Consider the following 16,779-nt stretch of genomic DNA (forward strand, 5'->3'; position numbering starts at 1 on the left):
TCACATGGCAGGTAGAAAAGAAAATTTGCAGGCGTTATTCACCAATACCCGTTCACGCGTTATTATTGTTTTTACAGCCATAGTTTTAATCATAGCGGTCTTATATGGCGTGCTACGTTTTGTGCGTTCTGGTGAAGAGGCATCAGTAAGTCCTTCTTCGGTAAATTTTGTGCCAGGTATTCAATCTATTCCGGGTGCTCTTGACCCAACTATTCAATATGCCAAATTACAAGAGACCCAAAATGTTAACCAAGCGAAAGCTGCACTTAAAACAGGTAATAGCGCAATTCCTACCATAGTCCGTTCACAGGCACTGGGTTCTGGCGTGCAAGTTGTGGGCGCGCAAGGAGGAGAAGGCGGATTAAGTTTTACAGGCTTAAATACGGCTGAGCAAGCTGGAAATCAACGTAGCCTATGGTTGCAAGACTTACAAAATAATAATTGTAGTAAGGCAACAGTAAATAAAGTAACTGCCCAAGGCGCAAATTTAACCGTGCTTAGAAATGCTTGTAGTTGTATACAACTTAAAGATGTGGGTTATCAAATAAATGCCTTACAGCAAGTTTGTTCTTGCCAAGAGCTAAAAGCAGCAGGCTTTAATGCCAACCAATTTAAAAGTATTGGATATACAGCGGAACGACTACGTACCTGTCAGTTTAATGCTTGTGAACTCCGAGACGCAGGTTTTAGTGCTCAAGCATTAAAAGACGGTGGATTTAGTGATGGTGAGTTACAGGGCGCAGGTTATTCGCCGCAAGAAATAGCACGTGCCAGTGGGTTGCCCAATAATATTTCAATAGGTGATGTTCAAAGAGCAGATTGCCAACCGGAAGCACTGGCTCGCCTACGAGCTGCAGGTGTTAGCGCAGGTGCTATTAGGCGAATTAATGGATGTAGCGTATCTCAGTTAAAAGCAGCAAATTATACCCCTCAGCAATTAAGAGAAGCCGGTTTTACCGCAGCTGATTTAAAGGGTGCAGGCTTTAGCGCTGATCAACTTCGCCAAGCTGGCTATAATGCTCGTGATTTATTAAATGCTGGATTTACCCCACAAGATTTAGCTCAGGCAGGCTTTCCACCAGCTGCTATTTCTGCAGCTCAATCTGAATTGCCACCTGGTATTACACCTAATGATATTAGACAGGCTGATTGTAATGTAGCTGCATTACGCAATGAAAGATTAGCTGGCGTAAGTGCAAGGCTTATTCGCCAATATGCCGGCTGTAATCCAGAAACATTAAGAGCTGCAGGTTTTACCGGAGATGATTTGGCAGATGCAGGTTTTACGCCAGCCCAAATACGTAATGCAGGCGCAGTGCCGGTTGATGATAATACTATTAGAGCTGCTGATTGTGATCCAGTGAAATTAAGAAGTTTGTTTGATCAGGGTGTGTCTGCAAGGAGGATACATGAGCTAAATGGCTGTAGCGCCCAAGCGTTAAAGGCTGCAGGTTTTAATGCTGCTGATTTATTAGACGCAGGATTTACACCACAAGATTTAGCCATAGCTGGTTTCACTCCTGATCAAATTAAAGCCGCTTTAGCAGATCCTAATGTAGCCATTCGTGTTGCCGATTGCGATCCTACTAAATTAAATGCTCTTTTAAAACAGGGTGTCTCAGCAACTCAAATACGTGATCTAAATGGTTGTAGTGCACAAGTATTGCGGGCAGCTGGTTATAATGCTAGAGCACTAGCAGATGCAGGCTTTACCCCGCAGGATTTAGCAGCAGCTGGATTTAATCCAGAACAAATAAGAGCCGCCATGGCAGCTTCTGACGCTGCTATAAAAGCAGCAGGATGCGACCCCACTAAGCTAAACATTTTGCTTAAACAAGGTGTTTCAGCAAGTCGAATTAAGCAACTAAATGGCTGTAGTGCTGAGGCTTTAAGAGCAGCAGGTTATAGTGAACGAGCATTAGAAAATGCGGGTTTTAGCCCTCGTGGATTAGCTGGAGCAACATTAACACCAGCTCAATTAAGTCAATTAAACAGAACGCCAGCTGCTTTAATTGCTGCTGGACGAACTGCAGATTGCAGCGTTGCAGCTTTAAGTGCCGCACGCGCCGCAGGTGTTTCAGCAACAACTATTAGAGAAACCTTAGGTTGTAGTGCTGCTGCTTTAAAAGCTGCAGGCTTTTCAGCCCAAGATCTAAGAAATGCAGGCTTTACCGCCGCTGAATTAAAAAATGCAGGGTTTACGGCTGATCAATTGCGAGCAGCAGGTTATGGGCCACGAGAATTACGTGAAGCAGGTTTCTCTGCACAAGATTTAAAAAACCTTGGATTTACACCTGCTCAATTAAGAGAGGCAGGTTTTACGGCAGCTCAATTAAAAGCGTTAGGACTTAATGCTAGTCAGTTAAGAGCAGCTGGTTTTAGTGCACAAGATTTAAAAGCTGCGGGATTTGGCGCACAGGAATTAAAAGATGCAGGTTATAGTGATTCAGATTTAAAGGCTGCTGGGTTTGGCCCAGCTGAGTCTGCTATTGGTTCTCATGTTCCAGGTTTAAATACATTATCTGGTGGGGTGCCAGTTGATTCTAATATTCCTACTATTGCAGGAGCAACGGCAGCTACACAAAGTATAGCATCAAGTAATATTCCAACAGCTAATGTCAATTCTAGGGACGCTCAACTAGAAGCTGTTGTTGCTCGACAAAATCAGCAAATGGCTGACCAAAGATATCAGCAGCGCTTACAAGATCGCGAAAGTCGAATGCTTGGTGTAGCAAATCAATACTTGCAAAACTGGAATAAAGTTGCTCTACAAGTGTATACAGCTGGTAATCCTGTTGTAAAAAAGACCACGACTACAACAAAAACGACTTCAACTAATAGAGCTGTAGTCGGTAGCTCAACTGCAGTTATTAATTCTAATGGCATTGGGCCTCAGCAAAAAGCGTTAATTAAAACAGGAGACGTGCTTTTTGCCGTAATAGATACGTCTGTAAATAGTGATGAGCCAGGGCCAATCTTAGCAACTGTTGTTTCTGGCAGGTTTAAAGGTGCAAAATTAATTGGTAGCTTTAATTTGCCTAGTAATGCCGATAAGATGGTGATTAGCTTTAACACTATGTCAGTTCCTGGAGCAAGTAGAAGTACACCAATAAATGCTTACGCCATTGATATAAATACAGCGAGAACAGCACTTTCTAGTCGGACAGACCATCATTATTTGCTGCGATATGGTTCTTTATTTGCCTCTTCTTTTATCGAAGGGCTAGGTAATGCCTTTCAATCTGCTGACACGCAAGTCACTGTTGGTGGAATAGGTGGTGGTGGTACGGTTACTATTCAAAATGGTATTGGGCGTTCAGTATTAGAAAATGCAGTTATTGGATTGGCAACAGTAGGTAGAAATTGGGGGCAATTTGCACAGCAACAATTTTCTACGCCAACGACAGTATATGTCTATTCGGGAACTGGGATAGGTGTATTATTTACTCAGGATTTAATGAATCTTTAAGCTAAAAGTGGGTAAGACATGGTAGATAAAATTCAAGATAATGATGAATATGAATTTGTTGATTACGATACTATTAGTACTGATCCCATGGGCCAGGATGATGAAGTAGTCGAACGCACAACTCGTGTACGCTCTGCGGGCGGCGGTCATGTTATAAGAAATGCGATTATTGCAATTGTACTGATTTTATTAGCTTTAGTAGTCTATAGGTTTATAAGTTCTTTTACTAAAAAGACTACATCAAGTGATGCAAGTATTCCTACTATAACAACGCCTACTGATCAATCATCAACGAGCACAACCAATACAGCTACTACTAATGCTATACCAGCTGATACTTCTGCACCTATCGCAGCATTACCTACGGGTGATATGCAAACGCAGCAGCCCCAATCGCCAGAATCTACACCAGTTCAAACAACAACATCATCGTCTACAACAACTACACCAACCACTGTTACTGTAAGCACTCCTTCACCTGATGTAAGTCAACTTGATCAAAAAATTTCTGCAATAGATATTAATCAGCAGGGAATGCGAGCTGATATTAATACCTTAAATAATCAGCTTAGTGGTATTAGCTCAAATATAAGTAATTTAAATGTAAAGATTGAAAATTTAGCCCAAACAATTAATACACTTTCTGCTACAATAGAGAAGCAAGTTAGCCAAATTACGGCATTATCTGTAGTAAAAAAAGCGCCTAAAGTAAGAAAAGTTGTACGTCGGGTAATTGTTCCACGTAGAGTATATTATATACAAGCTGTTATTCCAGGTAGGGCGTGGTTAATTGCATCAAATGGGTCTACACTTACGGTAAGGGAGGGGACGAATATTCCAGGGTATGGTGTGGTTAAATTGATTGATCCTAATCAGGGACGTGTTTTGACTAGTTCAGGTCAGGTAATTAGGTTTAGTCAACAAGATAGTTGAGGCAGTTATGGCAACAGGTGGTGGTTCAGTTACAAATTGGATAACCTCTAATGCAGATATCATTATTAATATTGCTAAAAGTTTAATTCCTGTAGAAAGGCTTATTACTGGTGCTGCCTATGTTATAGGTGTTTTCTTTGCTTTTAAAGCTATTTATTCTTTAAAAAGTTATGGAGAATCCCGCACGATGATGTCTAGCCATGCAAGTATGAAAGAGCCTTTAGTCTATCTTTTGGTAGCATGTATGTTTATTTATTTTCCTACCGGATTAAGTATTCTACTTAATACAACATTTGGTTCACCTAACATTATTGGCTATACGGCAGTTGATAGCCAAAACCCAACTATAAGTGCATTATTTGGTAATGATAGCGTAGTGGGGCGTTCTTTGGCAATTATCATTCAAGTTATAGGTTTAATTGCATTCGTAAGAGGGTGGGTATTAATTGCTCGTTCATCTTCCCAAGGGCAGTCTCCGGGAGGATTAGGTAAAGGAATGGTTCATGTTATTGGTGGTATTATTGCAATGAACATTGTTCTTACTTTAGAAATAATTAATAATACTTTATATGGCACAAGTTAATATATAGGAGAATAAAAGTGAAAAGCTCGGCTTTTTTTAGGAAAATAAATTTTAAAAGGCTATTTGCTTGGGTATCATGTATTAGTTTAATAATAGTAGCAGAGTCTGCCTTGGCTGGCGGCCCAACAATCGGCTCAATGGCATCTAATATAGTTAAATCTTTTGCCAGTTTAACTCGATTGATTACGGGTGGTTCATATTTAGCAGGTATTGGTTTTTCAATTGGTGCTATTATGAAATTTAAACAGCATAAGGATAACCCTACGCAAATAACCATTGGTACCCCAATAGCTTTAGTACTTATAGCAGCCGCATTGTTATTCCTACCAACAATTCTAGATGTTGCTGGTTATACTATGTTTGGAACTAGTGGTGGTAAGGTAGCTGGTCCTAGCGGTTCTATTATTGGTTCAGAAACCTAAAATGATATTATTTTAGTCTATAATTTGTCTGTAGATAAATTTATTAAAAGTTTAGAAGCTTTAGGGCTTCTAAACTTTTATGACTTGTTTGAAAATTAAGAAGTATACAGAGGTTTATATGGGTTTAGATCAGGAAAGTAATAAGTTAAAACTTGTAGCTAGTCCTGGTTCTTGGCGCTTATATTCAGCCAGAAAAGCAGATGAACGATTTAAGTCATTTGAATTAAAAGTATTTCAACGTGATCGTTACACCTGCCAATTTTGTGGTTTTCAGGCAAAGCTATTTCAAGAGGTAGTAAATCTTGATGGCAATTATACTAATAATCGCTTAGCTAATATGGCAACTGCATGTTGCTTTTGTGCGCAATGTTTTTTTATAGAATCTGTAGGGGTTGGTGGTTATGGTGGTGGTACCTTAATTTATTTGCCTGAGCTTTCTCAAGAGGAATTAAATAGCCTGTGCCATGTCTTATTTTGCGCTATTACAAACGATACAGGGTATAAAACAAGTGCCCAAAATATATATCGAAGTTTTAAATTTCGTTCGCAAGCTGTAGAAGAGAAATTTGGCGAGGGGACAAGTGATCCGGCTATTTTTGGCCAATTGATCATTGATTCTGGTACTTCTATTGATACTGCAGATAAACTTTTTCATAATATTCGTCTTTTACCATCTCGGGCTAAGTTCCGAAAGCAAATTGAGCAGTGGGCTGCAAGTGCGTTAGAAGAAATGACGGAAGCTAGTTAGATTATCTAATTTTCATTAAATCTCATTAGACTTCTGGAAACTCTACTGCAATGGCAGCGAGTTTCCAGAAGTCTATTTAAAGAATTACTAAAGAATATGTTCTATATATAATAGAAATAGTTAGATATACAAATTATCTTTAAAAAGATACTCTAAAATAAGAAAGATAGTTTAAGAAGTAAGCTAACTTTATTAATTATTAATTTAGCTGCATTAGTTGCACTGAAGCTAAAATAGGAAAGGGTATGAGTAAGTGGGCAGAGTCTTTTTTTGAAGGGGTTGATACTTTTTTCGCCTGGCTTAGTACTTCTTTAAAGCAGACTACAGAATCTTATTGTGAATTAGAAACAGCCGATAGCCCCACGGTTCTGGTAAATCATGATGGCTCTTTGCTTTCTATTATCAAAGTAGAAGGAATTACTGCTTTATCCGGCACAGATGAATTTCAGATATTAGTTGAAGGATTAACTAATTCATTCCAAGCTGCGATGGGTCGACCAGGTCACGCATTACAAGTCTTTTTTAGTCATGATAAACAAAATATTAAAAAAGTTATTGAAAAGGTTTATACACCGGCTCATAGTACAGCTGAACGGCTTGAGTTGAATCTAGCTGATTTATTTAAAGAGAGAGTTGATTATTTGGCACAATATTGTGCTGATGAAAAAGTTTATTTTGTACTATTTACGAGGCCTATTAATCTTGCACAAGAACAGTTAAAAGCTGCTAATAAAGCCAAAATCAAGATGATTAGAGATACTAAGGCGCCTCCTTTTAAAAACACTCAAACGGTCTATGCAGCTATTCCAGAATTACGTGATACACATGAAGCTTATGTGCGTGCTATATTAAATGATTTGGCAACCCTTAATATTTTTGCTAATTTAATGGAAGTTCATGAGGCAGTACATGCTATTCGCATGACGGCAGACGCTGACTTTACAGCAGAGGATTGGCGAGCTACTTTACCTGGAGATAAAATTTTTCCCCGCGAAATTAATGATTTTGAAGGGGACGCTTCAGATCTCTTATGGCCTTCATTAGCGAAGCAAATTATTCCTCGTGATGCATTCAGCCTTGACTTAAGAACAGTACAAGTAGGAGATAAAATATATTCCTCTGTTTTTATTGATTTGTTTCCTAAAGAAGTTAGACCTTTTATTAGCCTTTTTTCCCGAATTTTACCCTCCCATGTGCCCTGGCGAATTTCCTTTTTAATCGAAAGTGAAGGACTAGATACGATTAGATTTAAAGGCTTATTATCTTCAATATTAAGTTTTTCTTCGGCTCAAAATAGATTGATAAGTGACTCTGTAAATCTCTTAAAATATTTAAAGCTAAATACAGATGATGCTATTGTAAAATTACGTGTGGTAGCAACAACCTGGGCTAAAGAAGGTGAAATTCCCTTATTACGTCGTCGTAGTTCTGAATTAGTGAAGGCAATTCAAGGATGGGGCTCAACCGATATATCAGAAATTTGTGGTGATCCTTTTGCAGGCTTTGTTTCTAGTATGTTAGCGACTACGACTAACAGTGCAGCTGTACCTTCAGTCGCACCTTTATCTGATGTAATCACTATGTTGCCAATTACTCGCCCTGCTTCGCCCTGGGCTACTGGTGCAATTTTATTTCGCTCACCTGATGGTAAACCATGGCCATATCAGCCTGGGTCTACCCAACAAACAACATGGATTGATTTAATTTATGCTCGCCCTGGTTCGGGTAAGTCAGTATTATCTAATGCTTTAAATCTAGCTTTATGCCTCTCAGCTGGTATCACCAGATTAGCACGTATTGCAATTATTGATATTGGCCCTTCAAGTAGTGGTCTAATTTCTTTATTAAAAGAGGCTCTGCCTGCATCTAAACGCCATCTAGCCGCTTATTATCGATTGCGTATGACGCCTGAGTATTCTATTAACCCTTTTGATACGCAGTTAGGCTGTCGTTATCCCACAGCTTCTGAGCGTTCGTTTTTAGTTAATTTTTTAACTTTACTTACCACTCCCTTAGGTTCACCTAAACCGTATGATGGCATGGCAGATTTAGCGGGTATGGTGGTTGATGAGTTATATAAAAGTATGGCTGATGAATTTAATCCGACACCCTATGCCCCAGGCGTGGAAGAATTTATTGACAGCATCTTAGAAGAGATAGGATTTATCAGAGATTCGAAATCCACCTGGTGGGAAGTAACTGATTCATTATTTTCGGCAGGTTTTATGCATGAGGCCATGCTCGCACAGCGTTATGCAATGCCCCTGATTGCTGATGCTGCATCAATTTGTCGTACAGCATCAATTGAGGATTTATATGAAAAAGTAACTACACCGACTGGTGAATCATTAATAAACGCTTTTTCGCGTATGATTTCTGGTGCTGTACGTGAATATCCTATTTTATCAAGAGTAACAAGTTTTGATATAGGCGATGCTCGAGTTGTATCGTTAGACTTAGATGAGGTTGCGAAAAGCGGGGGAGATGCTGCGGATAGACAAACTTCTGTGATGTATATGCTTGCACGTTATGTTTTAGCCCGTCATTACTATCTAACGGAAGAAAGCTTAAGTAGTATACCAGATCAATATCGAGACTATCATAAAAATCGTATATTAGAAATTCGTGAAGATCCTAAACGTATTGTATACGATGAATTCCACCGTACAGCTAAATCATTAGCAGTTCGCGATCAAGTACTGATTGATATGCGAGAAGGTAGAAAATGGAAAGTGCAAATTGCTTTACTTTCTCAATCAGTAGAAGACTTTGATTCTGTAATGATTGACTTTGCTACTTCCATCTATATTATGGATGCAGGGCCTTCTCAAGCAGTGGAAAAAACCACTCAAATTTTTGGCTTATCGGATACTGCTAAAATAGCATTGCGTACGCGTGTCCATGGGCCCCGAGCTGGAGGAGCTACATTCCTAGCTCAATACGCTACTAAAACAGGTGTTAACGTACAATTACTAACGCTTACATTAGGTCCTATTGAATTATGGGCTTTTAGTACTACTGCAGAGGATGCTGCAGTCCGTAATCGACTATATAGGCATTTAGGTCCTGCTGAAGCAAGACGAGTACTTGCTAATTTATTTCCTAATGGCTCAATAGCCAAAGAAGTTGAAGATCGTTTAGCGGCTGTTAAAGCACAAGAAGGTTTAATTGAAGAAGATGCTATGGACAGTGTCATTGAACAGCTAATTCATGATATTTTAGAAGCTTATTCAAAAGATCCTGACATAAAGGTTTTACCAGCAAAAGCAGTCTAGTTACTTGTTTTTCTTGTTATAAATTCTATAAATATTAACTCACCTAATAATTAGCAGTGCAACTTAATATTATATTGTCCTTAAACCACCGATTTACTGTTTCATTTTTCAGTTTAACTAGATTAGATAAAGCTTAAGGCATGGGCATTGTGTTATTTTCAGTAGAATAATTATTATGTTCTTTTCCTAAATTGGCTTTTATTTTTTGTAATGTTTTTTCGGTGGCTGAATGAGGTGAAAAAAAACTAATAAAATGATTTGAGCGTTGTTGAAACAAAATATCTTTTTTGTCATTTTCAAATCTACTTATTTCTAAAAGTAGATCAGAAGCACTAAGTTTAGATGCGCCAGCAATCCTATTATAGAGATCTTTTAATTCATCAAATTTCATGCGTGTTTTAAGATCATGACAATGTAATTTAGGTATTTTTTTTAAGCGCCCATAAAGTTTATTAAGAGTATTAAGTTGATGAGTAGTTAAAGGCTTATAGCTAGTAGGAGGGGGAGGAAGAATATAAAAAGATTGTTTATCAGGAATACCACCTATTAATTTCGTATGGTAAGAAAGGGGAATAAAAAACTGTTTAGATGCATTTGTTTTATAATGAAGTACGGATTCTAAAATATCTACAGCGCTATGCCGGCATGTATTGCTAACATTAATTCTATTCATGTTGTTTACAATTTGTGGGGCAGGTCCTAAATTCTGCAAAGAAATATTTTTGGGAGCCTCATATTCTCTTAATTTTTTAAATTCAAAAACAACTTGATTAGAATTTGTAGTTAGGTTATTAGCTCTGACTTCTTGAATAGGAATATATGCTTGAATTTCTTCTTTTTTTGATTTTTTTTTGTAAGTTTTATTTATAGCATTTTTAATCTCTTCATTAGTTAATTGTTTTTCTTCAATGTAAGCAATGAGGTCTAAAAATTCTTTCATTTGCTCATAAGTAATTGTATAGGCTTGATATGTAATATCATCTTTTTGGGCGCTTTTGCGTGTAAGTCTTTCATCAGCAAGCCGTGCTAAGGTACCTGTCGTTAGATTTTTATAAAAAGGCTTAAAGCGTTTTTGTATATCAGGATCAATATCATTAGTCTTGCCCACTCTAGCTAACAAAGTGGGCGTATTATTTTGTATGACTCCTAACATTAGAAAGCTATGATGTTCTTGTTTAGCTATAGACAAAAAATATTCATCATTTTTATTAAAAGTAAGTTCTGCTGGCATAGAGTCTTAGATGCTAAATTATTTAATCAATAATAAAACATTATATTTAGATAAAATAGTCATAATTGGATTAAATGTATCATTAATAAACAGGACTCAAACTTAAAATTAATGAAAATTTAAGCAATTTCATCTTTTAAATTAAACCCGGTTAAAATTCCGGGGCTAAAGGGATTAATTTGGTTTTGAGTTTTTAGTAAATAACGGCCAGAATTTCCATTTACTTCAAATAAGATTTGTAAATTCGCGCTATCAGCACTATCTACTAAAACGTTAACTTTTTGTAACATTTTAAAGAAGGCCCAAACACCTTTTTCTTCTAGCTCAAAATGGCTGCCATCAATAGCACTTAAAATTAATTTGGCACCAGCTTGGGGCCAGTTAAAGCTTGTATAAGATTCACTTGTTTGTGTATCTTGAAGCGTTGTTTGACCAATACTTAATTCTAAATTTGCTACTACTGGATCTAAATTAATTTTTTGTAAACTAAATTCAATTTTACTTGTTCCACTATTATCTGGAAAAAACATATTACTAATGACATTCGCCCTCATAAGTTCGTTCACTAAATCTGGCGAAATAGGTAAAACAAAACCATTAAGCTCTTTAGGTCGCCATTCAGCATGAGAGGTATCTAAAAAGGGTTTTAAATAATGACTAACAAAAGTATTTAAAATTCCTTGGGGGGCAAAAAAATTATTAAAATCAGCAAGTGAAACATCTTCTTGTATTGAATCTAATGGATAACGATGAGCGATAGTTTTTTGGTAAGGAATAAAGACAGTATCTTGCCACTTTTTATTTAAATACTGTTTGCTATCATTTATAAAAATAAACCACACATCATCAGACAGTTGCTTTGCCCAACTAGCTACAGGCTCAGGTAGCTGCTTTGCTCTGCTATATAGCATAGTTAAAGGATCACCTACGCTTTCACCTAAAAATCGAGAGCGGGTAAGATTAAAAACAGTTTGACCATTGTCTCTAATCAGTGACAGTGTAGTTAATAATTTTTCTAATTCCCGAATATTTTGAGTAAATTCCTGGGTTGCAGACATAGAAATTAAATTTAAGGGCGTAAATTGACTGGCAATCTTTTGATTGAAAAGGGCAAACTGCTCACCTGATTCAGGGCTAGTTTGCTGTTGTATAAATGTAAGTAAGCGGGTAATTGCATTTGTTTGTTGCAAATTTTGTATAAGTTGACGCGCTTGTTCATAATTTTGATAATGCTCAAGTTGAACCCGTTTAATAAAATTTTGCCACCAAGTAATATAATCAAAATGATAGGCCTGTTCTAATTGAGTAGTTAATGTACTTAAATCTTGTCGAGCTAAAACCCAATTTTCTTCTTGTAATTTTTGTATGATAGTAGGTAAAGAAGCAGTAATTTTTCTAAATCCTTCTTTTGTGAAATAAATAGGAATTTCCTGATTAGATAAATTAAAGCCTTTTAAATTCATAGCTAAATTTTGTTTAGGAAAATAACTTTTAGCTAAAGAATAGTATAAATAAGTAACTGGTAAAGCGTTTAAATAATTCCTTGCATCAGTAACAAGCTGCAAATTAATAGGAAGCGGTTGAAAAGGTTGTTTTAAGGCTTTTTTCAGTAATATTTCCTGCGTATCATCAAGCTTTCTTGAGTGAGTATTTTGCCAATACTGATTAAACCACTGATGTATTTCTGCTTCTGAAAAATGCCGAGCTTCGCCAAGCATGAGATAAATTTTTAAGGCTTGATACCTTGCCGCTTGTGTTTGAGATGGATTTGTTAGTGTTTCTTCAAGACTTGCAATTAAATCAGCTAAAAAATTATGACGTAATTTAATCTTAGTATTTTTATGTAGTTTCGTTTTAAGTTGATTAATGATAGAAACTTGCAGTATACCCTGAGGAATTAAGTTCAGTTTGTTTTCTGCTAAGGATAAATGGTAAAGCGCGGCTGTTTTATTTGCTTGGCTTGTTAAGGTCTCATAGGCAATAAGCTCTTTACTTGCTTCATCTAGTAATCTTGCAGTTTTAAAATATTGATAACTTAAACCCGCCAAAAGTAGACTAACTACTGTTACCGTTACTGCAATAGTAATGTGCTGCTTTCTACTTAATTGGGGAAGATGATATTGAGTTTGTATTTGAAATGAATCAATAGCTCCCTCAATAAAATAAGCACGATAATTAGTAGACTGAGGAAATTTATCCTGTACAGAGAGCGCATACTCATGCTGAATTTTTTTATTAAGTCTATCAACGCTTAAGCCACCTTGCTCAGCGCTACTAAAATAAATAGCCTGTAGGTGTACTAAATTATGGTTGATATTTTGTAGTATTGTTTGAATAGAAACTCGTAACCCGGCTAATTGTAGGGGAAATTCACGAATTAACGTACGTTTTAAACTTGAGCGAGCTGGGTGTAACTTATTAATCAGTTGTTGCCCAAGTACTTCTACCATTTGATCAAATCGATACTGATATTGTGCAATTAACTTAGTACGTTCTTTTCCCCAGTCAAGCGAGAAGCCTAAAGGTTTCTTTAAATCAATTTCATGTTCTGACTGAAAGAATTCAGTAAAACCAGCTAGGCTGTCTAATTTCGTAAGCATTAAGGCAGCGTCAATAGAGTAGTCAAGTGCATTGGCAAAATTTTCAAGTAATAAGGAATGTGTCTTACATTGCTCTTGAAAAGTTAAAGGCTCGGCTAAAAAAAGCTCACTACTATCAATACATAAAATAATTCCACTTATTTTAATACCTTTACAACACCGGTTTAATTTTTTTAAACTAAAAGTGAGTAAATTTTCACTTTGGTTAAGCCATGTTTCGCCAAGCTCTAAGATGATGCCTAAATCATTATAAAAAAAATTAGCGTTATTTTCTGGATCTACTGTATATTGTTTGAGTGAGCTCTGTTTTAAAAGAGCACTTTTTCCTTGCTTTCTTTTTCCTGTAACAAGAATAAATGAAATAGGATTATTTTGCGGTTTTAACTGTGAGCCAATGTATTTTAGAGCGTCACATAAAGTTTCTAATGACTTATCCATCAATTATCCAGCTCTGCTATTACAGCATGCCCAAATTGGACTGCTTTGGCTTTACCATCTAATACAAAATAGCTAATTACATAGCTTGTTATTAAGATACCTAATAAACTTAAACTTATTATTAAAATAGATTTATAGCTTTGTTTAGGAATCGACATTTTTTTTGATTCTTTAAAAAGATGGCAAGGCTTATTAACTCGATGTTTTTGAATAAGTTGAAATAATTCTTCAATCATATTATCTAATATTAATCGTCCATCTGCTTTCTGATGTTGTTTTCCTTCAAAGCCTGCGATAAGGCAATAATAAGCAAGTTCAATTAAGTCTAAGTATTGATTGGGACTTTCTTTAATATGATTAACAATATCAAAAAAACGTTCCTCAGGGCCTATATCATCATAAGATAAAGGTGTAAATGCTTGAAATTCCGCAGGGCGTCCATATAAACGAAGGTAGCTTTTACCTAAAAGTTCATCAATAGTAGCGCATAGAAGATAATGAGCGATTGCATCGAATTCTTCTGTATAGGCCTTTCCCGCCAGACGGCTATGAAAAGCGCGTAATTCATGTTCAATATTCTCTCTAATATTTTGCACAGGTGGCATTGAAGGACTAATACATAGTCGTTCCAAAAGAGAAAGTAAGGGTCCTGCTGCTGCTACAAGAGGATTAGCTGTGAATGAAACTGTAAATAATTTAGAACGATAATAGACTTTTGGTATCTGTTGATTGCCTAATACTAATGGCAATCGTCCGGCAAGGGAGGCCGACATCTGCCCAGCTGTCATTGTTTCACTCCAAAGAATTAAAACTCGCTTCTCAATAAGAGACACCTATACTAAGTTAATACTTTTAAGCTTTCTGTAAAACTCTTCTTACTTTAATACGTTGTATGTTTGTTCAGTTATATTAAAGTTAAGATTACCTATAGATAATAGGGCTACTGCTTTTTGTTAATATAGACTTCTTTCGAAACTGCCATTGACGGCCAATCTCAAACGAAAATGGCACTTCAAAGCTTGTTCCCATGTAGATGGGGATGCTCATGTATTTTATAGACACTGTGCCTTTTCAGCCCCTTTTTCATTTGACCTTGTTTCGTCACTAACAGTTTTGAAATAAGTCATGAAATAAATTGATTTTAAGACGTATTATCTTTATTCAAGATTTAAAGATAATACGTTATATATAATATCTTGTCGATATAGTAATAAATTTAATCGAATTTAACGGCGTCAGCTCATTTTGTAAGACTCATAAAGAATTTAGAAGCCTGCTAAGCTACTGTTAAATTGATATTTTTATTTAAAAAATAAAATTTTTGGTTAAAAATTTATTACTTAATATTTTCTTAATACTAAAGAGTTAAAATCTAAACAAATTTATTAGTTTTTTAATTATCATGCCTCGTACAAAAGTTGATTCAGATCATACCCTGAACATTAAACACTTAAAAAAGGAAAAAAATGTTATCCCTTCAGTAAAAAGCCCTGTTATCTGGCCAACAAAGGGAGTTAAAGGGGAATATCATAAACCTACAAATATAGCAGGTGTGCCCGGTGGTCTTAGCTATATCATGATAGATGAAAATAGCACACTTCTTATGGCTGGCCACGCAGGAAGGGATAATAATAACCCGCTTTTTCTACAAGATGTGGAAAGTGTTACACCTGCCTCAAACATAAACTCAAACTCAAATCCGCCTTGCTCATCTGTAGCAAATAGTTTAACTACTCCAGAGACGGCAGCTAGTAATCCCGACCCTTTCACACATGCTTATATCGTTTATCCAGGGATACTTACGCAAAATGGCGTTGATAAAAGAGTTCAAGTTATTTTTATGGCTCAACCTTCAAAAACTCGAGTCGCTAATGGCGATCACAGTAGATTAAATAGCAGTGTTAAAGCTATAATAAATAGAGGCCAACTTGCATTAGCGCCTGGAGAAATAGGTAAAGAAATCACAAGTAAATATGAATCACCAGAAGGTGAAAAAACAACAGTTGTTTGGAGAATAACGCCAGATAAATGTTTGTTTGGTACTAATGTTCTTAGTTTAGACACTAAAAATGGCCATCGCTTCTGTGGGGAATGTAAATCTGCTTTAACGGATGAAAATGTTAAAGAAAGATTAGGAAAAACGTTAGAGGATGGTATAACCTTTAATACTAAAGGTACTGCTACAGAGAGCTTTAAAGATCTGCATCCCTCTCAAGTAGAATTTAAAACTTTTTTAGAGTCTTTCATTTCAGGAAAGTGCATGGAATTTACAGAAGTAAGACCACCTCATGTTTCTAACAATTGTAAAATTGATGATAAATTAGTTCATACGATAAGAACACCAGGAAGATGGCAAGCCTGTGTCAAACAGTCGATAAGTGAAGTCAAAGAACACCCTGTCATTAACCCAAACGAGAAAAGACCAAACCTTTTTTTCAGGCAATCAACAAAGCCGCTTAAGATCGTTGAAGTCAATATTCCTGAAGAAGACAATTTCGATGAGGATGCTTCTCAGTCAAATAATTTTGGGTAAACTTTTCTTTAATACCTTTAGGAATACAGCAAATTAACCTAAGCAAATGCCTCAGAAAAATATCGCTCGACCCATGCTTCACCTAAATAGGTGAAGCAATCTTCAAGGAAATCAGCTAACTCATCAGGTGTTACTTCATATTCAAGTCCAACCGGCTCTATATCATGATGAAAATACTGACCAAAATAATTCTCACAAAAGTTGCTATAGTCGCGGGTATGTAAAATAAACGCATGCCATAATTCATCTAAAAGCAGTAAAGGTCCAAAGAGATATGTGTGACGTTTTGCTGATTTTCGCTGCATAGTCAGCCACATCCAAGCAAGAAGATCTTGAAATAGTTGCTGAGCTTGCTCAGATGAAAAATTGGGATTATGGTGACAAAAATAATGAATTACTTGCTGATTTTCGTAGCGAAGTAATTCATCTAATTTTATTTTTTTCATTGAAAATGGCAACAAGTTTTTCGCCAGTTAGTATTTTTTGTAATATAACGAACAATCCGACAAATTTTTTCTTGTTTAGACATGATTAGCCTCCCGAGTTA

The 16,779-nt window shown here is 36.4% G+C and carries 11 protein-coding genes; 7 read left to right on the top strand and 4 right to left on the bottom strand.

The window, feature by feature from the left end; genetic code table 11:
* Positions 1–4 precede the first annotated feature (4 nt).
* The 6 genes from dotG to DYH30_RS03595 all read left to right on the top strand — a co-directional run bounded on the left by dotG (position 5) and on the right by DYH30_RS03595 (position 9,430).
* Complete coding sequence (gene dotG, locus DYH30_RS03570; protein ID WP_115330337.1) at positions 5–3,469, top strand: type IVB secretion system protein DotG/IcmE; 3,465 nt, start codon at positions 5–7, stop codon at positions 3,467–3,469.
* 18 nt (positions 3,470–3,487) lie between these two features.
* Positions 3,488–4,402, top strand: coding sequence for a type IVB secretion system protein IcmG/DotF (gene icmG / locus DYH30_RS03575; RefSeq protein WP_115330338.1), 915 nt, complete (start codon positions 3,488–3,490; stop codon positions 4,400–4,402).
* 7 nt (positions 4,403–4,409) lie between these two features.
* A complete protein-coding gene (locus DYH30_RS03580) occupies positions 4,410–4,985 on the top strand; it encodes a type IV secretion protein IcmC (protein WP_115330339.1) in 576 nt (191 codons plus the stop codon).
* Positions 4,986–5,065: 80 nt separating this feature from the next.
* Positions 5,066–5,407, top strand: coding sequence for a type IV secretion protein IcmD (locus tag DYH30_RS03585; protein WP_423202836.1), 342 nt, complete (start codon positions 5,066–5,068; stop codon positions 5,405–5,407).
* A gap of 118 nt (positions 5,408–5,525) precedes the next feature.
* On the top strand, positions 5,526–6,155 hold the full coding sequence (icmJ, locus tag DYH30_RS03590; RefSeq protein WP_115330340.1) for a type IVB secretion system protein IcmJDotN: 630 nt from the start codon (positions 5,526–5,528) through the stop codon (positions 6,153–6,155).
* 245 nt (positions 6,156–6,400) lie between these two features.
* Positions 6,401–9,430: a type IV secretion protein IcmB gene (locus tag DYH30_RS03595; RefSeq protein ID WP_115330341.1), complete on the top strand. Its 3,030-nt coding sequence runs from the start codon at positions 6,401–6,403 to the stop codon at positions 9,428–9,430.
* A gap of 133 nt (positions 9,431–9,563) precedes the next feature.
* Here DYH30_RS03595 and DYH30_RS03600 read toward each other — a convergent pair whose 3' ends face one another.
* The 3 genes from DYH30_RS03600 to icmH form a co-directional block, all read right to left on the bottom strand.
* Positions 9,564–10,661 (bottom strand): hypothetical protein, encoded by a 1,098-nt coding sequence (locus DYH30_RS03600; RefSeq protein WP_115330342.1) that lies wholly within the window; start codon positions 10,659–10,661, stop codon positions 9,564–9,566.
* Between the two features lie 119 nt (positions 10,662–10,780).
* On the bottom strand, positions 10,781–13,699 hold the full coding sequence (gene icmF / locus DYH30_RS03605; RefSeq protein WP_115330343.1) for a type IVB secretion system protein IcmF: 2,919 nt from the start codon (positions 13,697–13,699) through the stop codon (positions 10,781–10,783).
* Positions 13,699–14,487 carry a type IVB secretion system protein IcmH/DotU gene (gene icmH, locus DYH30_RS03610; RefSeq protein ID WP_115330344.1) on the bottom strand — a complete coding sequence of 263 codons (789 nt, stop codon included), beginning with the start codon at positions 14,485–14,487 and terminating at the stop codon, positions 13,699–13,701. The genes icmF and icmH overlap by 1 nt, the downstream gene beginning before the upstream one ends.
* Before the next feature lie 614 nt (positions 14,488–15,101).
* Here icmH and DYH30_RS03615 point away from each other — a divergent pair.
* Entirely contained in the window at positions 15,102–16,232 is a 1,131-nt protein-coding gene (locus DYH30_RS03615) for a hypothetical protein (RefSeq protein ID WP_115330345.1), read from the top strand.
* Positions 16,233–16,270: 38 nt separating this feature from the next.
* Here the strand turns inward: DYH30_RS03615 and DYH30_RS03620 are convergent, their stop codons facing one another.
* Positions 16,271–16,678, bottom strand: a complete 408-nt coding sequence (locus DYH30_RS03620) for a glycine-rich domain-containing protein (protein ID WP_115330346.1) — start codon at positions 16,676–16,678, stop codon at positions 16,271–16,273.
* Positions 16,679–16,779: the final 101 nt, after the last annotated feature.

It is taken from the genome of Legionella busanensis, assembly GCF_900461525.1.
Lineage (GTDB): Bacteria > Pseudomonadota > Gammaproteobacteria > Legionellales > Legionellaceae > Legionella_C > Legionella_C busanensis.

Coding starts and splice junctions, on each gene's coding strand:
- icmJ (WP_115330340.1), top strand. CDS start 5,526: ATGGGTTTAGATCAGGAAAGTAATAAGTTAAAACTTGTAGCTAGTCCT.
- icmG (WP_115330338.1), top strand. CDS start 3,488: ATGGTAGATAAAATTCAAGATAATGATGAATATGAATTTGTTGATTAC.
- dotG (WP_115330337.1), top strand. CDS start 5: ATGGCAGGTAGAAAAGAAAATTTGCAGGCGTTATTCACCAATACCCGT.
- DYH30_RS03600 (WP_115330342.1), bottom strand. CDS start 10,661: ATGCCAGCAGAACTTACTTTTAATAAAAATGATGAATATTTTTTGTCT.
- DYH30_RS03580 (WP_115330339.1), top strand. CDS start 4,410: ATGGCAACAGGTGGTGGTTCAGTTACAAATTGGATAACCTCTAATGCA.
- DYH30_RS03615 (WP_115330345.1), top strand. CDS start 15,102: ATGCCTCGTACAAAAGTTGATTCAGATCATACCCTGAACATTAAACAC.
- DYH30_RS03620 (WP_115330346.1), bottom strand. CDS start 16,678: ATGAAAAAAATAAAATTAGATGAATTACTTCGCTACGAAAATCAGCAA.
- DYH30_RS03595 (WP_115330341.1), top strand. CDS start 6,401: ATGAGTAAGTGGGCAGAGTCTTTTTTTGAAGGGGTTGATACTTTTTTC.
- icmH (WP_115330344.1), bottom strand. CDS start 14,487: ATGACAGCTGGGCAGATGTCGGCCTCCCTTGCCGGACGATTGCCATTA.
- icmF (WP_115330343.1), bottom strand. CDS start 13,699: ATGGATAAGTCATTAGAAACTTTATGTGACGCTCTAAAATACATTGGC.